Annotated in this window: 12 protein-coding genes and 1 CRISPR repeat array; of the genes, 10 read left to right on the top strand and 2 right to left on the bottom strand. The window is 51.6% G+C overall.

Annotated elements, in window-relative coordinates; translation table 11 throughout:
• The first annotated feature begins 191 nt into the window (after positions 1 to 191).
• The 3 genes from cysJ (at position 192) to cysH (ending at position 4,539) form a co-directional block, all read left to right on the top strand.
• On the top strand, positions 192 to 1,991 hold the full coding sequence (gene cysJ / locus NNO02_RS13495; RefSeq protein WP_271455014.1) for an NADPH-dependent assimilatory sulfite reductase flavoprotein subunit: 1,800 nt from the start codon (positions 192 to 194) through the stop codon (positions 1,989 to 1,991).
• On the top strand, positions 1,991 to 3,703 hold the full coding sequence (gene cysI / locus NNO02_RS13490) for an assimilatory sulfite reductase (NADPH) hemoprotein subunit (protein WP_271449529.1): 1,713 nt from the start codon (positions 1,991 to 1,993) through the stop codon (positions 3,701 to 3,703). The genes cysJ and cysI overlap by 1 nt, the downstream gene beginning before the upstream one ends.
• Positions 3,704 to 3,804: 101 nt before the next feature.
• A complete protein-coding gene (gene cysH, locus NNO02_RS13485) occupies positions 3,805 to 4,539 on the top strand; it encodes a phosphoadenosine phosphosulfate reductase (RefSeq protein WP_271455013.1) in 735 nt (244 codons plus the stop codon).
• A gap of 44 nt (positions 4,540 to 4,583) precedes the next feature.
• Here cysH and cas3 read toward each other — a convergent pair whose 3' ends face one another.
• Positions 4,584 to 7,283 (bottom strand): CRISPR-associated helicase Cas3', encoded by a 2,700-nt coding sequence (cas3, locus tag NNO02_RS13480; RefSeq protein ID WP_271455012.1) that lies wholly within the window; start codon positions 7,281 to 7,283, stop codon positions 4,584 to 4,586.
• A gap of 149 nt (positions 7,284 to 7,432) precedes the next feature.
• On the opposite strand from cas3, the gene casA reads away from it, so the two are divergent.
• From casA to cas2e, 7 genes are read left to right on the top strand one after another with little or no spacing between them, the layout of a single operon-like run.
• Positions 7,433 to 8,968, top strand: a complete 1,536-nt coding sequence (casA, locus tag NNO02_RS13475; protein ID WP_271455011.1) for a type I-E CRISPR-associated protein Cse1/CasA — start codon at positions 7,433 to 7,435, stop codon at positions 8,966 to 8,968.
• A 16-nt stretch (positions 8,969 to 8,984) separates the two neighbouring features.
• Entirely contained in the window at positions 8,985 to 9,587 is a 603-nt protein-coding gene (gene casB, locus NNO02_RS13470) for a type I-E CRISPR-associated protein Cse2/CasB (protein WP_271455010.1), read from the top strand.
• Positions 9,588 to 9,609: 22 nt separating this feature from the next.
• Positions 9,610 to 10,668 (top strand): type I-E CRISPR-associated protein Cas7/Cse4/CasC, encoded by a 1,059-nt coding sequence (gene cas7e, locus NNO02_RS13465; RefSeq protein WP_271455009.1) that lies wholly within the window; start codon positions 9,610 to 9,612, stop codon positions 10,666 to 10,668.
• Positions 10,669 to 10,677: 9 nt separating this feature from the next.
• Entirely contained in the window at positions 10,678 to 11,403 is a 726-nt protein-coding gene (gene cas5e, locus NNO02_RS13460; RefSeq protein WP_271455008.1) for a type I-E CRISPR-associated protein Cas5/CasD, read from the top strand.
• Positions 11,403 to 12,107, top strand: a complete 705-nt coding sequence (gene cas6e, locus NNO02_RS13455; RefSeq protein WP_271455007.1) for a type I-E CRISPR-associated protein Cas6/Cse3/CasE — start codon at positions 11,403 to 11,405, stop codon at positions 12,105 to 12,107. The genes cas5e and cas6e overlap by 1 nt, the downstream gene beginning before the upstream one ends.
• Positions 12,107 to 13,024: a type I-E CRISPR-associated endonuclease Cas1e gene (gene cas1e / locus NNO02_RS13450; RefSeq protein ID WP_271455006.1), complete on the top strand. Its 918-nt coding sequence runs from the start codon at positions 12,107 to 12,109 to the stop codon at positions 13,022 to 13,024. The genes cas6e and cas1e overlap by 1 nt, the downstream gene beginning before the upstream one ends.
• A 2-nt stretch (positions 13,025 to 13,026) precedes the next feature.
• A complete protein-coding gene (gene cas2e / locus NNO02_RS13445) occupies positions 13,027 to 13,320 on the top strand; it encodes a type I-E CRISPR-associated endoribonuclease Cas2e (RefSeq protein ID WP_271455005.1) in 294 nt (97 codons plus the stop codon).
• 84 nt (positions 13,321 to 13,404) lie between these two features.
• Positions 13,405 to 15,020: a CRISPR direct-repeat array (repeat unit 29 nt; unit sequence GTGTTCCCCGCGCTAGCGGGGATAAACCG).
• 32 nt (positions 15,021 to 15,052) lie between these two features.
• Here the strand turns inward: cas2e and NNO02_RS13440 are convergent.
• On the bottom strand, positions 15,053 to 16,099 hold the full coding sequence (locus tag NNO02_RS13440; protein ID WP_271455004.1) for an aminopeptidase: 1,047 nt from the start codon (positions 16,097 to 16,099) through the stop codon (positions 15,053 to 15,055).
• Positions 16,100 to 16,273: the final 174 nt, after the last annotated feature.

Raw genomic sequence — 16,273 nt, 5'->3', positions numbered from 1 at the left:
ATAATTATCTATATATCAAATGCTTATATAATCTGTTTTGCTGTTAATAACGATAACTAAAACAGGTTAGTTCATTTGGTTATTTGTTATTTCTATCCCTTCTTTAGTTGTTACTATCACCGCCGTTAACCTTATCTTCAGTTTGGGTTTTATTGCTGAAATCCGCTTTGCTTACTGGAACATGACAACGCATGACGACACAGGCCCCACCTTCCGCTTTGCTCCCGCTAAACCCGGAGCAACTGGCACGCCTTCAGGCGGCCACGACTGATTTCACTCCCACACAGCTTGCGTGGGTGTCTGGCTATTTCTGGGGCGTGCTGAATCAGCAGCCGGGAACGAATGCTGCAGCGCCTGCGCCTGTCGCTGAAATGCCAGGAATTACACTCATCTCGGCTTCGCAAACCGGTAATGCACGTCGCGTGGCGGAAGCTTTACGCGACGATCTTATCGCTGCGCAGCTCAATGTCACCCTGATCAATGCTGGCGATTATAAATTCAAACAAATTGCCAATGAAAAATTGCTGGTCGTGGTGGCATCGACTCAGGGAGAAGGTGAACCGGCGGAAGAAGCCGTTGCGTTGCATAAGTACTTGTTTTCTAAAAAAGCGCCGAAGCTTGAAAACACGGCTTTTGCCGTATTTGGCCTTGGCGATACGTCTTACGAATTTTTCTGCCAGTCAGGTAAAGACTTTGATACGAAACTGGCAGAGTTGGGTGGTGAACGCTTGCTGGATCGCGTTGACGCTGATGTCGAGTATCAATCGGCGGCGGCAGAATGGCGTGCCCGCCTGGTTGATTTACTGAAGGCGCGTGCGCCTGTTGCACCGTCTGCACAGGCTGCTGCGAGCGGTGCGGTTAACGAGGTGCACACCAGTCCTTACACCAAAGAAGCACCGTTGAGTGCAACACTTTCGGTGAACCAGAAAATTACCGGACGCGACTCTGAAAAAGATGTACGTCATATCGAAATTGATCTGGGTGATTCTGGCCTGCGCTATCAGCCAGGCGACGCATTGGGTGTCTGGTATCAGAACGATCCGGCCCTGGTCAAAGAAATTGTGGAACTGCTGTGGCTGAAAGGTACTGAGCCGGTCACCGTTGATGGCAAAACGCTGCAGCTCGCTGACGCGCTGGAGTGGCATTTCGAATTGACCGTCAACACGGCCAATATCGTGGAAAACTATGCCACCCTGACGCGCAGCGAAACGCTGTTGCCGTTGGTAGGCGATAAAGCGCAATTACAGCATTACGCTACAACCACCCCCATTGTCGATATGTTGCGTTTCTCCCCGGCACAACTCAATGCCGACGCGTTAATTGGCTTGCTGCGTCCGCTGACGCCACGTTTGTACTCCATTGCTTCATCCCAGGCTGAAGTGGAAAGCGAAGTACATATCACCGTGGGTGCCGTGCGTTTTGACGTTGAAGGCCGCGCGCGTGCAGGTGGTGCCTCCAGCTTCCTTGCCGATCGCGTGGAAGAAGAGGGTGAAGTGCGTGTGTTTATTGAGCATAACGACAACTTCCGCCTGCCGGAAAATCCGCAAACACCGGTCATTATGATCGGGCCTGGAACAGGGATTGCGCCGTTCCGCGCCTTTATGCAGCAACGTGCCGCAGACGGTGCAGAAGGGAAAAACTGGCTGTTCTTTGGCAATCCGCACTTTACTGAAGATTTCCTGTATCAGGTGGAATGGCAGCGTTACGTCAAAGAAGGTGTACTCAGCCGTATCGACCTTGCCTGGTCCCGTGATCAAAAAGATAAAGTCTACGTACAAGATAAACTGCGCCAACAGGGTGCAGAGCTGTGGCGCTGGATTAATGACGGTGCGCACATTTATGTCTGCGGCGACGCCAATCGCATGGCGAAAGACGTTGAGCAGGCTTTGCTGGAAGTGATTGCCGAATTCGGTGCTATGGATATCGAAGCGGCGGATGAATTTTTGAGTGAGCTGCGCGTTGAGCGCCGTTATCAGCGAGATGTCTACTAATGAGCGAAAAACATCCAGGACCACTGGTGGTCGAAGGTAAGCTGTCCGACGCTGAACGAATGAAGCTGGAGAGCAATTATCTGCGCGGCACCATTGCCGAAGATTTAAATGACGGCCTCACCGGCGGATTCAAAGGTGATAACTTTCTGCTGATCCGTTTTCACGGTATGTACCAGCAGGATGACCGCGATATTCGCGCCGAACGTGCTGAACAGAAGCTGGAGCCGCGCCACGCGATGCTGCTGCGCTGCCGTCTGCCGGGTGGGGTGATCACCACCAAACAGTGGCAGGCGATCGATAAGTTTGCCCATGACAACACCATTTACGGCAGCATCCGCCTGACCAACCGCCAGACGTTTCAGTTTCACGGTATTCTGAAGAAGAACGTTAAACCGGTGCACCAGATGCTGCACTCCGTCGGGCTGGATGCGCTGGCGACCGCCAACGATATGAACCGTAACGTGCTGTGCACTTCCAACCCGTATGAATCTGAGCTGCATGCTGAAGCGTACGAGTGGGCGAAAAAAATCTCTGAACACTTGCTGCCCCGTACCCGCGCTTATGCTGAGATCTGGCTGGATCAGGAAAAAGTCGCGACGACGGATGAAGAGCCCATCCTCGGTCAGACCTATCTGCCGCGTAAGTTTAAAACGACGGTGGTGATCCCGCCGCAGAACGACATTGATCTGCACGCTAACGATATGAACTTCGTGGCGATTGCCGAAAACGGCAAGCTGGTGGGCTTTAACTTGCTGGTTGGCGGTGGACTGTCTATTGAGCACGGTAACAAGAAAACCTACGCGCGCACCGCAAGTGAGTTTGGTTATCTGCCGCTGGAACACACCTTAGCAGTGGCAGAAGCGGTGGTGACCACGCAGCGTGACTGGGGTAACCGTACCGATCGTAAAAACGCGAAAACCAAATACACGCTGGAGCGGGTAGGAGTCGAGACGTTTAAAGAAGAAGTTGAACGTCGTGCGGGGATCAAATTCGAGCCGATCCGCCCTTACGAGTTCACCGGTCGTGGCGACAGGATTGGTTGGGTGAAAGGGATCGACAATAAATGGCACCTGACGCTGTTTATTGAAAACGGCCGTATTCTGGATTACCCGGGGCGCCCGCTGAAAACAGGCTTGCTGGAGATCGCGAAGATCCACAAAGGCGAGTTCCGTATCACTGCCAACCAGAACCTGATCATTGCTGGTGTCCCGGAGAGTGATAAGGCGAAGATTGAGAAGATTGCGCAGAAAAGCGGCCTGATGAATGCGGTGACTCCACAGCGTGAAAACTCAATGGCCTGCGTATCGTTCCCGACCTGTCCGCTGGCAATGGCCGAGGCAGAACGTTTCCTGCCAACGTTTATCGACAACATTGATACGTTGATGGCGAAGCATGATTTAAGTGATGAAAATATTGTCATGCGAGTCACGGGCTGCCCGAACGGCTGTGGTCGTGCCATGCTGGCGGAAGTGGGGCTGGTGGGTAAAGCGCCTGGGCGCTATAACCTGCATCTGGGCGGAAACCGTATCGGGACTCGTATCCCACGGATGTTCAAAGAAAATATCACAGAGCCGGAAATTCTGGCTTCGCTGGATGAACTGATTGGGCGCTGGGCGAAAGAGCGCGAAGCGGGTGAAGGCTTCGGTGATTTTACAGTGCGTGCGGGCATTGTTCGCCCGGTGCTCGATCCAGCGCGTGATTTCTGGGAATAACCCGAATTGCCGAATGGCGGCATAAATGCCTTATCAGGCCTACGTAGACTGTAGGCCTGATAAGCGAAGCGCCATCAGGCAAGACATACAGCGAGGAACTTATGTCCAGACTCGATCTAAACGGCTTAAACGCACTGCCAAAAGTTGAGCGTGTTATGGCACTGGCAGAAACCAACAGCCAACTGGAAAAGCTGAGCGCGGAAGAACGCGTGGTGTGGGCGCTGGAAAATCTGCCCGGCGAATATGTCCTTTCATCAAGTTTTGGTATTCAGGCGGCGGTCAGCCTGCATCTGGTGAACCAGATTCGCCCGGATATCCTGGTGATCCTCACCGACACTGGCTATTTATTTCCGGAAACCTACCAGTTTATTGATGAGTTAACGGATAAACTCAAACTCAACCTGCAGGTCTACCGAGCGAAAGAGAGCGCGGCCTGGCAGGAAGCGCGCTACGGCAAGCTGTGGGAGCAGGGCGTTGAAGGCATTGAGAAATACAATGACATCAACAAAGTAGAACCCATGAACCGGGCGCTGAAAGAACTGAATGCACAAACCTGGTTTGCGGGTCTGCGCCGCGAGCAGTCCGGTAGCCGTGCACATCTACCGGTATTGGCTATTCAGCGCGGCGTATTTAAAGTGCTGCCGATTATCGACTGGGACAACCGTACGGTATACCAGTATCTGCAAAAACACGGTCTGAAGTATCATCCGCTGTGGGATCAAGGCTACCTGTCAGTGGGTGATACCCACACGACGCGTAAATGGGAGCCAGGCATGGCAGAAGAAGAGACGCGTTTCTTCGGGCTGAAGCGCGAGTGTGGGCTGCACGAAGGGTAAATTAACCCATGATGAGCCAGTATTGCACAAATGCTGGCCCATCATTATCTGCCGAGGCCTGTCCGTTTATTGTAATAACCTGCTTCACCTTCTGGTGATACCAGAACCACTTGCGCCGCTGGGCGGTGTTGTTTCTTGCGGAACAGCTCAAGCCGTTCATCGCTGGGGAGTAAAAATTCGCCTGATTGTTTACGCCACCACGACAGGCGTATTGATAACCGGCTCATTTCCCATCGGAAATCGCCTTCATCGACGACGGGGTGCAACTCACCCTCCTCATTTTGCCATGCAAGGTAAACATCCACGTTCTCTTCGCCCAGGCGAGTCGAAAATTCTCTGTCTTTGTCCCATAAAAAATCGCTGGCTTCCCGATCATAACCGAGATCGTGACGTAACAGATTTTGTGCAGCAACTGAGCGCTGGCTAAGTACTTTACCGAAGGCAATATCGGAAAGTGTCTGTAAGCCCGCTGGCGCAGCCATCTCCTGCTCGTAGACACCATCTACTAATGCTCTGGCGTTTTCCGGCATACGGATTTCTCCGTGCTGGCGCAGCACTGCCTGGGTACGCCACAAACAGGCATGATCGGCATAAACAAAGCTGGTTCCTTTTAGCTCTTGCCCTAGCCAACCCTCTTCAGCTTGTTCCTGCCATTCTGGCGACAGAATATGCAATACCGGTGGCTGGCGACCATCAGGCAACGTGGGTTTACGCCTCCCATCAGCATCGCGGATATGACGTTGCAGCCGACCAGCGCGCTGGATCAATAAATCAATGGGAGCCAGATCGGAGATCATCCAGTCAAAGTCGAGATCGAGGCTCTGCTCAACAACCTGTGTGGCGATCAATACTTTACCCCGTCGTTCTGAAACTGGAGCGTTATTACCGAACCAACTGAGGGTTTTGTTTTCAATATCAATACGATCGACAAAAACAAAACGGCTGTGGAAAAGTAACAGATCCTGTTCTGGCACAATTCCTTCATGTAGTAACTGTTGGTATATGTCTCGCGCATCGTCCACCGTGTTACGAATCCAGCAAACACACTGTCCGGCTGCCACAACGCGATAAATAATATCTAACGCTTGCTGGCGCTGCTGTATCCAGTTTACAGCCACGGTACGTTGGACCTCAGGGCGCGTGTCCAGAGGTTGCTCCAGCAAGCCGCTGGAAGAGAGATGGCTTAGCCAAGGATAGCCCGCATCCCCATTGGCTTCTGCAGTCGTAAAACTGGCACCGTCATTGAATGCGTGGAGTAGTTTCTCTCGTAAGGCGGCAGGAAGTGTTGCACTTAGAATAATGGCGCTGCCACCCTGTGCGGCATGGAATTTCAATAGCCCTTCCAGTAATTTCACCATATAGCCATCGTAGGCATGGACCTCATCCAGCAGAAGAATTTTATTGCGCATTCCCAGCAGGCGGAGCGACTGGTGGCGAAAAGGCATCACCGCCATTAAAAGCTGGTCCAGTGTACCGACACCGACCTCCGCCAGAAGGGCTTTTTTGCGTGAATCAGCAAACCAGGCGTGGCACTCACGGCTCGCATTACCATCATTGTGAGCATAATCTTCCGCCGTATTTCCAACTGGTTGCCAGATAGATTGTCGGAAGGCGTCCGTCATTTCTCGTCCACCGTGTGCCAGAATTAGCGAGGGCCTGGAATTATCGGTAAACAGCGCGTGGTAAGCTGATGCCAGGCGCTGATACATGGCGTTCGCAGTAGCCATTGTCGGTAGTCCAACGTAGAGACCGTGGCCTTTATTGGCTGACATTAAACGGTGTGTCAGAATCAGCGCGGCCTCTGTTTTGCCAGCTCCGGTAACGTCTTCCAGAATAACCAACTGCGGGCCGGGAGCTGAGATATCTAATGTGGCTGCCCGCTCCTGCAGTGGGGTCAGCGTATGAATGAACGGGAATAAGGCATGGTGACTCTGATAATGGCTATGCTGCGATAACGGCGGCATTTTAAGAATGGCCTGCTGCGCTTTTTCACAAGCAAGAGGCCAATAATCTTTCAATGGCATAGGCTGACTAAGCAGAGGGAACTGCGTTTCGTCAGATCCCATCCAGTCAGCGAGGGTGACGAGACCTGCAAAAAACCAACTATGTTGCTTTAAGCACTTTCTACCTGCTTTAGCCTTCCATTCCTGCGGGAGGGTAAAGGGGAATAACTGGCTTAATGTTTCCAGATAATGCGTTGCGGCAACAATATCTTCTTCGGCGAATGCTAATGAACTTCTGTTTTTCGTGGTTTCCGGTGGGATGCCATGATGTCCGGTGCTAATAAGCATCCAGATATTTAAGGCGCTTTCAAACCTGTTGCGATTTTCTGGTTCAATGCCTGCGATAATTTCATTACTACCTGAACTCCACGCTTCAAATAATTTACCCCACAAATAGAATCCTAAGGAATCATGTCGCTCAAATGCGGAAATTCCACTAACAGGAGGAACTAAAGGAGTATCAGGAAATTCTGCATATTTTTGAAATCCTCTGGCAAACTTTCCGATATCGTGACTGGCAAGAAACCAGATTATCCAATTTTCGGCATCTACACCCGTAATGCCGCATTTTTGTAATATATCTTTAGAACCAAAGATATTGTTCTTAATTATGTAATACCCGCATGCGGCAACATCGAGGCAATGGTATGCCAGTAAATGATAGGGGGTGGTTATATATTTGGTTGATTTATTGGTTTTTCCCCAGTAACGGAGGTAGTCCAGATATTCCATCTGCGTCATCTTTTTCTTTTAAGGGGTGATATACAATGATATTAATTTTAATGGGGAATAAGAAAAGTTGGCTAGATGTTTTTGGGTTTAGCCAAGGTTATCCCCGCTGATGTGGGGAACGTCGTATGAGGCTACCATGTAGCCTTTGGAGAAACTGGATGAATTTAATTACGGAAAAATGGCTTCCCGTCATATTCTCAAGCGGCGAAAAAAAGAGAATATCATTACGCGAACTTCTGGATAACGATATTCAGGATTTTGCCTATCCCCGGGCCGATTTTCAGGGGGCTGCATGGCAAATGCTGATTGGTATTTTACAGTGTACCGTTGCGCCGGAAGATAAAGAAGAATGGGCTGATATCTGGCATAACGGTATCGAATTCGAACAATGGGAGAAGACGTTAACAACGATCTCTCAGGCTCTACAATTCGGCGAACAAAAGCCCTCCTTCCTGCAAAGTTATGATCCTCTCGACAGCGATTATGGCTCTATATCCGGGCTACTGGTTGATGCGCCTGGCGGCAATACGCTCAAGCTCAATAAAGATCATTTTGTTAAACGCGGTAATGTAGAACGAATTTGCCCTCACTGTGCAGCGATCGCGCTGTTTGCCATTCAAACCAATTCACCTGCCGGCGGGGCGGGCTACCGGGTAGGGATGCGCGGCGGTGGTCCGCTGACTACGCTGGTGGTACCACAGGAAGAAGATAAACTCCCACTTTGGAAAAAACTCTGGCTCAACGTGTTGCCGCAGGAGGATGTGCCGACTGTCGCACAGTATCCGCTTATTTTCCCGTGGCTTGCGCCGACGAAAACCAGCGAAAAAGCGGGGAATGTGGTCACGCCGGATAACTCGCACCCATTGCAAGCCTACTGGGGGATGCCGCGACGCATAGAACTGGATTTCACTCACACTGTGGCGGGTATTTGCGACTTATGTGGAGAACATCACGAGTCGCTGCTGCTGCAAATGCGCAGTAAAAACTATGGCGTCCAGTATGACAGCTGGCTGCACCCGTTCTCCCCTTATCGGCAGGCACTGAAAGATCCTTCTGCGCCCTGGCTGGCGTTAAAAGGGCAACCCGGCGGGTTAAGCTATAAAGACTGGCTGGGGCTTATGATTAATCGCGAAGATAAGTTCAACAAAATGCAGCCTGCGAAGGTGGTCTCTGCTGCTGGTCAGAGGAATAACATGAGCCTGTGGTGCTTTGCCTGGGATATGGATAACGCCAAGGCCCGCTGCTGGTATCAGCATCGTATTCCGCTTATCAGCGTTTCGCATGAAGAGCAATTTCTCGCTGCGCTTAACATTGTGTTGGTGCTGGCTAGTGAGGCGCTGTCGTTGTTAAGGAACGCGTTAAAGAGCGCCAAATTCGATACGCCGAAAGAAGCCAAAATGGATTTCAGTATGGTGGATATCGCCTTTTGGCAGGAAACCGAGCCTGCTTTTCGGACGCTACAACAGGCGCTGCTTGTTGATCCGCTGCGTCAGAATCCGCTGACTCGTAGTGCAGTGCACCAGTGGGAGCGTGAATTAATGTTCTATTTATTTCACGTTTTTGACCGTGATGCCCTGACCGATCCCGATAGCCCGGACGATGTTCTGCTACGCCAACTGACGGCCAGGCAGGATCTGGTCAGCAACTATCGCAAACATAAAGCGCGCAAGGATGTGTTGGCGCTGGTCGAATAACCGAAGGAAGCCAAATATGCTGAATAGCAATACAGCGGCGTTATGCAGAATTCTCAACTCTGATGCGCAGAAGGCGCTACTTGACTGGTTTGCAACGCTGTCGGAGCGTTATGAGCGCAAGGATGGTAAACGAGTCAACGGTCGCGCCTGGCGGGCTGAGTTGAAAAGAATGGAGCCGCCTTATGGCGTAATGATGTGTGAAGGGTATGACGCTCTCCGTCAGGCATTGCTTAAACACATGCGACTACAACCTCTTGATGAGATGGCGCTGGCGCTGTTTGCCAGCGTCGCTGTGCATATTAAGAGCCATAAGGAGAAAATCAGTTTCGCTGCGCAGCTAGGAGAGAAGCTTAACGGCTCTACGCCGTGCGTTTCTGGGCTGCGTTTTGAACGTTTGCAAAAAGCATCTGACCCGGAAACGTTATGTCTGTTGTTGATTCAGGCGGTGAAAATTCGTGGTACGGACGGTGTTAATGTCCTGTCGCTGGCCGACAGTATTTTCCTGTGGATGGAAGAGTGGCAGCGACGTGAAAACCATCAGCCGGAACCTATCAATCCCTTTGAACGAAATCGTATCCGTTGGGCGAACGAATATCTTTCCACGTCGCGCGGCAAATAATCATTTTTAGAAGGATTTAACAATGACCACTTTTATTCAACTGCATTTATTGACCGCCTATGCGCCTGCTAACCTGAACCGTGATGACTCCGGGCGACCGAAAACAGCGTATATGGGCGGAGTAGAGCGCCTGCGCGTATCGTCGCAAAGCCTGAAACGTGCCTGGCGCGTATCGGAAACCTTTGAAGGTGCGATGGATGGGTTTATGGGTAAGCGTACTCGCCGAATTGGCGTGGACTATGTTTACCGTCCGATGGTCGACGCTGGTATTGCGGAGAAAACGGCGAAAAGCGCGGCGGAGAAAATTGCCAATCAATTCGGTAAGCTGAAAAGTGATAAAGGTGCGAAGCTCGAAAAAAATCTTGAAATTGAGCAGATCGTTCACGTCAGCAACCATGAAATTAGTTTGATCAAGCAACTGGTCGATACGTTAATTATCGACAAACGCGAACCTAGTGACGAAGAAGTCAAATTACTCCGTAAAGAGCAGCGTAGCGTGGATATGGCGCTGTTTGGCCGTATGCTGGCATCATCACCGGAGTTTTACGTAGAGGCTGCCTGTCAGGTATCCCATGCGTTGGGTGTAAGCGCGGTGACCGTTGAGTCTGATTTTTTCACCGCTGTTGACGATCTGAATAATAAAGAGGAAGACGCAGGTTCCGGGCATATGGGCGAGCAGGGTTTTGCCTCGGCGCTTTTCTATAGCTATATCTGCATCAGCCGCGATCTGCTGGTGGAAAACCTCGGTGGAAACGAGGAACTCGCCAAACGCGCTATTGCCGCGTTGACAGAAACGGCGTTAACGGTCTCCCCCACCGGGAAACAAAACAGCTTCGCTTCTCGTGCCTATGCCACCTATGCGCTGGCCGAAATCGGGAAAAAACAACCACGTTCTCTTGCGGCGGCGTTTTTCCAGCCAGTACGCGATACCGATCAAATTCCTGCGGCAATTACCCGTTTAAAACAGCAGCGCGCGAGTTTTGATAGCGTATATGGGAATTGTGCTGACGATTATCGCGAGCTGAACGTTCAGGAAGGCACGGGTTCTCTGGCGGAATTACTGGCTTTTGTCAGTCAGTAAGGATGAATAATGAAGGAATATCTGGTTTTTCAGCTCTATGCGCCGCTGGCATCGTGGGGGGAAGAAGCATCTGGTGAGATTCGTCATTCTGCAACGGTTCCCACGCGATCCGCATTATTGGGGCTACTTGCCGCTGCGCTAGGGATTCGTCGTGATGAAGAAGAGAGGCTGAATAACTTTAATCAGCATTATCATCTGGCGGTACACGCGCTAGCTTCACAAGATCGCTGGTTGCGGGATTATCACACGGTTAGCGCGCCGCGAGAAAATAAAAAGTATCGCTACTACACGCGCCGGGATGAATTGACTCTCGCGCCGGATGAAGTAGGTACTCTGATCTCGCAGCGGGAATATCGCTGCGACGGCTACTGGCATGTGGCAATAAGCGCCACGCCCGACGCACCACATTCGCTTAGCGAATTGCGAGAGGCGCTGCTGACACCGCATTTTCCGCTCTATCTGGGAAGAAAATCCTGCCCTCTGGCGTTACCGCTAGCACCGCATTTATTGACTGGCACCTTAAAAGAGGCATTTATTCAAGCCGTAGAGGATATGCCTGCTCTGGAATTAAGCGGGTTTACCTTGAGTGAGGGCGTTTGTTACTGGGACGATCCTGACGAAGCGAGTTTGGTCTGGCAGCAAAAGCAGCATAGCAATAATCAACCTGTTAGCCGCCAGCGCTGGCAGTTTGGCGGCTATACCCGCTTCTATGGCCCCTTACAGGAGAGAACATAATGTATCTTTCTCGTATCCAGCTTCGGTTTAATCAATTGCGACCGGAAATGCTGGAAAAATGGCATTCAGCCAGGCCTTATGCCAGCCACCAGTGGCTTTGGCAGCTGTTCCCTGAACAGGAATCACGCCAGTTTCTTTTTCGTGAAGAGGCGCATGGCGGATTTTATATGTTATCGGCGATACAGCCGTTAGCTCAGCATTCCCTGTTTTTCGTTGAAACTAAAGCGTTTAATCCACAGTTGATCAATGGTCTTATGCTTGATTTTCAACTTCGCGCAAATCCTGTCATTACTCGTAACGGTAAGCGTAGTGATGTGATGATGGATGCGAAGTTTCAGGCAAAAACGCAAGGAGTAGCGCAGGAACAATGGTGGGAGTTGCAACAGCAGGCTGCACAGGCCTGGCTGGAAAGGCAAGGGCAGCAGCATGGTTTCCGTTTGCTTGAGGAGGAGACTGATGATTTCGCCCAGTGGGCAGGCGCGGAATATAGTGAAATGCAGGCGCGTTGTGGGTGCGTGCAAGCCTATCAACAACATCGTTTTGTCCGTAACGATCGGGAAGAGCCGATTGCTTTCAGTAGCGTTGATTTTAGTGGAACGCTTTGCATTACCGATGCCTCACGATTTGAACAGGCGCTGTTTTCAGGATTAGGTAAGAGTAAAGCGCTGGGTTGTGGAATGCTGATGGTGAAGAGGAAACGCTGATGAGTTGGCTACCGCTAAACCCCATCCCGCTAAAAGATCGCGTTTCGATGATTTTTCTTCAGTACGGACAGATAGATGTTATCGACGGCGCGTTTGTGTTGATCGATAAAACGGGTGTGCGTACACATATTCCAGTTGGTTCGGTAGCCTGCATCATGCTTGAACCGGGGACGCGCGTTTCCCATGCGGCTGTGCGTCTGGCTGCAACGGTGGGAACGTTGCTGGTGTGGGTGGGGGAAGCGGGTGTTCGCGTTTATGCTTCAGGGCAGCCGGGTGGTGCACGTTCAGACAAATTGCTTTATCAGGCAAAACTTGCACTGGATGAGGATTTGCGGCTGAAGGTGGTGCGTAGAATGTTTGAATTACGTTTTGGTGAACCCGCACCAAGCCGTCGTTCTGTTGAACAATTGCGCGGCATCGAAGGTAGCCGCGTACGGGCAACCTACGCATTGCTGGCGAAACAATATGGCGTGAAGTGGCATGGGCGTCGTTACGATCCGAAAGACTGGGAAAAAGGCGATGTGATTAATCAATGCATCAGTTCAGCAACTGCCTGTCTTTATGGTGTGACGGAAGCGGCGACATTGGCTGCTGGGTATGCGCCTGCGATCGGTTTTGTGCATACGGGAAAGCCACTATCTTTTGTTTATGATATCGCTGATATCATTAAATTTGATACCGTTGTACCGAAAGCATTCGAAATAGCAAAGCGTAATCCTGCCGAGCCCGATCGCGAAGTCCGCCTTGCTTGCCGGGATATTTTCCGTAGCGGTAAAACGCTGGCTAAATTAATACCTCTTATCGAAGATGTTCTCGCGGCAGGTGAAATCCAACCGCCGTCATCTCCTGAAGATGCGCAACCCATCGCAATCCCACTTCCTGTTTCTTTGGGGGATTCTGGTCATCGGAGCAACTAACGATGAGTATGCTGGTTGTTGTTACAGAAAACGTACCTCCACGTCTGCGAGGCAGACTGGCCGTTTGGTTGCTGGAAATTCGCGCAGGTGTATACGTTGGTGATGTTTCAACGAAGATCCGCGAGATGATATGGCAACAAGTCTCTGTTCTGGCAGAAGAAGGGAACGTTGTCATGACGTGGGCAACGAATACGGAATCGGGTTTTGAGTTTCAGGCTTTTGGTGAAAACCGACGTATTCCGGTAGATCTTGATGGACTGCGGCTGGTATCGTTTCTGCCTTTTGTAAATCAATGAGTTAGCGATCTTTAACAATACGGAAAAGTTGGTGGGTTTTTTGTATGTTGAAAAAGTCTTAAAATTCAGTTGGGTAGCTTTAGTGTGTTCCCCGCGCTAGCGGGGATAAACCGATTTGTGCTATCTGCGGTGGCTAGCGGGTAATGTGTTCCCCGCGCTAGCGGGGATAAACCGCCGGTTTAACGGTCACAAAATCTGTCAGGGGCGTGTTCCCCGCGCTAGCGGGGATAAACCGCCCGACCAGGTGATCACCCCGTTCTCGTCGAAGTGTTCCCCGCGCTAGCGGGGATAAACCGAGCTGCAGGTCGCCGTTTTTAGCCTGTCCCACGTGTTCCCCGCGCTAGCGGGGATAAACCGATAGTTCCATTCCCGAGCTGAGCACCAACTCAGTGTTCCCCGCGCTAGCGGGGATAAACCGAGGTTGCCGCAGAGGTTGGTGTTGAACTGAAAGTGTTCCCCGCGCTAGCGGGGATAAACCGGGGGCTGACGACACCAAAAGCGTGAAGGTGTGGTGTTCCCCGCGCTAGCGGGGATAAACCGCCTCGTGCGTTTCGCTCGACGGCGTAGAGAAGTGTGTTCCCCGCGCTAGCGGGGATAAACCGGCCAGTATGTTCTGCGACTACAGATTTAAAAGGTGTTCCCCGCGCTAGCGGGGATAAACCGAGCCCACGGCGCAGTGGGCAAGAGGGTAAGGCGTGTTCCCCGCGCTAGCGGGGATAAACCGCTTCTGTGCCTGTTTAATCAGGTTAACCCTGAGTGTTCCCCGCGCTAGCGGGGATAAACCGTTGGCCGCATTGGTGTATACGACGATAGTCAGGTGTTCCCCGCGCTAGCGGGGATAAACCGTCTTCAGATTTATTGTTGTCTGTATACCACCAGTGTTCCCCGCGCTAGCGGGGATAAACCGCACCCTATGAATTATTTCGCCACAGGCTGGGAGTGTTCCCCGCGCTAGCGGGGATAAACCGGCCTCCGCGCAACGCTATCAGGAAAGGCGATGGTGTTCCCCGCGCTAGCGGGGATAAACCGTTCGGCGGCTCTATGGACGCACACGCTAAAACGTGTTCCCCGCGCTAGCGGGGATAAACCGCCAACGCCAGCAGATGACGGAACATTCCGCTAGTGTTCCCCGCGCTAGCGGGGATAAACCGACACCTCCACTTACTAAACCGGCTCGGCCTGAGTGTTCCCCGCGCTAGCGGGGATAAACCGTGACGAATTCATCCTTTCTCAATATAAAACCGGTGTTCCCCGCGCTAGCGGGGATAAACCGAAATCTCCACGGTAGATATTTCAGTGATTGGTGTGTTCCCCGCGCTAGCGGGGATAAACCGGGCACAGACCAGTCGTTTTCAAACTCCTTTCCGTGTTCCCCGCGCTAGCGGGGATAAACCGGGGTTTGTTAAAATTATATGCGTCAGAAACAAGTGTTCCCCGCGCTAGCGGGGATAAACCGGCGGCTCGCGCCGACTGGGCACCGGTGCTGCTGTGTTCCCCGCGCTAGCGGGGATAAACCGCACTGGTGCATCGAATACTTACGGCTGGCTGGGTGTTCCCCGCGCTAGCGGGGATAAACCGAAACGTTTTCTTATTGTCGGCGCGCCATAGTCGTGTTCCCCGCGTTAGCGGGGATAAACCGCTGGACGCCGCGGAGAAGCGCATAGCAGAACTGTGTTCCCCGCGCTAGCGGGGATAAATGGGTTACAGACGTAACAGCAGAACTAAAACAAAGTTATGAGCTCTTGTCCGCTTTTGCCAGTTCTTTCACCAGCGGCAGCATGATGCGTACGACGTCGCGGCTGCGATGTTCAATCCGGCCTGGAAGCGCTTTATCGATATGCTGCTGGTTGTCCAGACGCACGTCGTGCCAGCTGTTACCGGCGGGGAAAGAGGCAGTTTTGGCTCGTTGCTGATAGCCGTCTTTTTTACCCAGGCTCCAGTTGGTTGCTTCTACCGAGAGCACGGCGATTCCCGCTTTGTCGAAGACCTCGGCATCGTTACAACATCCGGTTCCTTTCGGATAATCTTTGTTCAGGCCCGGGTTGGTACTGGCGACGATACCGCGGCTGTGTGCAATTGCCAGCGCCCGGTCGCGCGTCAGTTTTCGTACGGCTTCCGGGGTTCTTTTCCCACTATTAAAGTAGAGCTTATCCCCGACGATCAGGTTATCGAGGTTGATAACCAGCAGCGTATTTTTCTTTTCTGCCGCACTCATGCGTTTAAGGATATTTTCTGCACCCAGTTTGCCTTCTTCCTCACCGCTGGTGGCGATAAACCGAATGCCGTACTGTGTCGGCACATTTTTTAGTTTTTCAGCCAACTCCAGCATGACGCCCAAACCTGCGGCGTTATCGTCGATGCCCTGCAAGGTTAATCCGCCCAGATTAGCATCGGAATCGGCATCGCTCTGCGCAGCGTAAGTGTCGAGATGCGCCATGATAATAATCTGCTGCGGCGCTTTGCCTTCATGCGCTGCAATGACGGTACTGCCCGTAACGTTATGCCAGTTCTTACGGTTGTCTTTGGCGGTATAAATATAACGGCTATTAAACGTCCGAATATCACTGCGATAGCCCATCTGCTGAAATTGCTGACGTAAATAATCAGCAGAGAGCATTTCTGCCGGAGAGCCCGTCACGCGGCCAGGGAAGAATGTTGCGATATATCGGGCCTGAGTATTTGCCATATCTCCGGGCTTCGAAGAGGTTGCCTGTGCGGGAAGGATAAAGCACGCGCCGAGCGCCAGGGCGGTAGTCAGGTGGCGCAATGCGGAAAACATAGTGAGTCCTTAAATACCAAGCAGAAATTTTCAGCCGTTAGTATGAAACCGTGATCGAGGTAAAACAATTTCATTTGCTCCTAAATGCCCGAAATCCGGCGGCTTAAGCACTTTTTGATATTTGCTTTTCCAGATCGTTATTCCTTTGAGGAACTACTCATTCCAATTCGTAAT

Source organism: Citrobacter sp. Awk 2 (genome assembly GCF_028069815.1).
Lineage (GTDB): Bacteria > Pseudomonadota > Gammaproteobacteria > Enterobacterales > Enterobacteriaceae > Citrobacter.
This window is presented reverse-complemented; position numbering and strand designations above follow the sequence as displayed.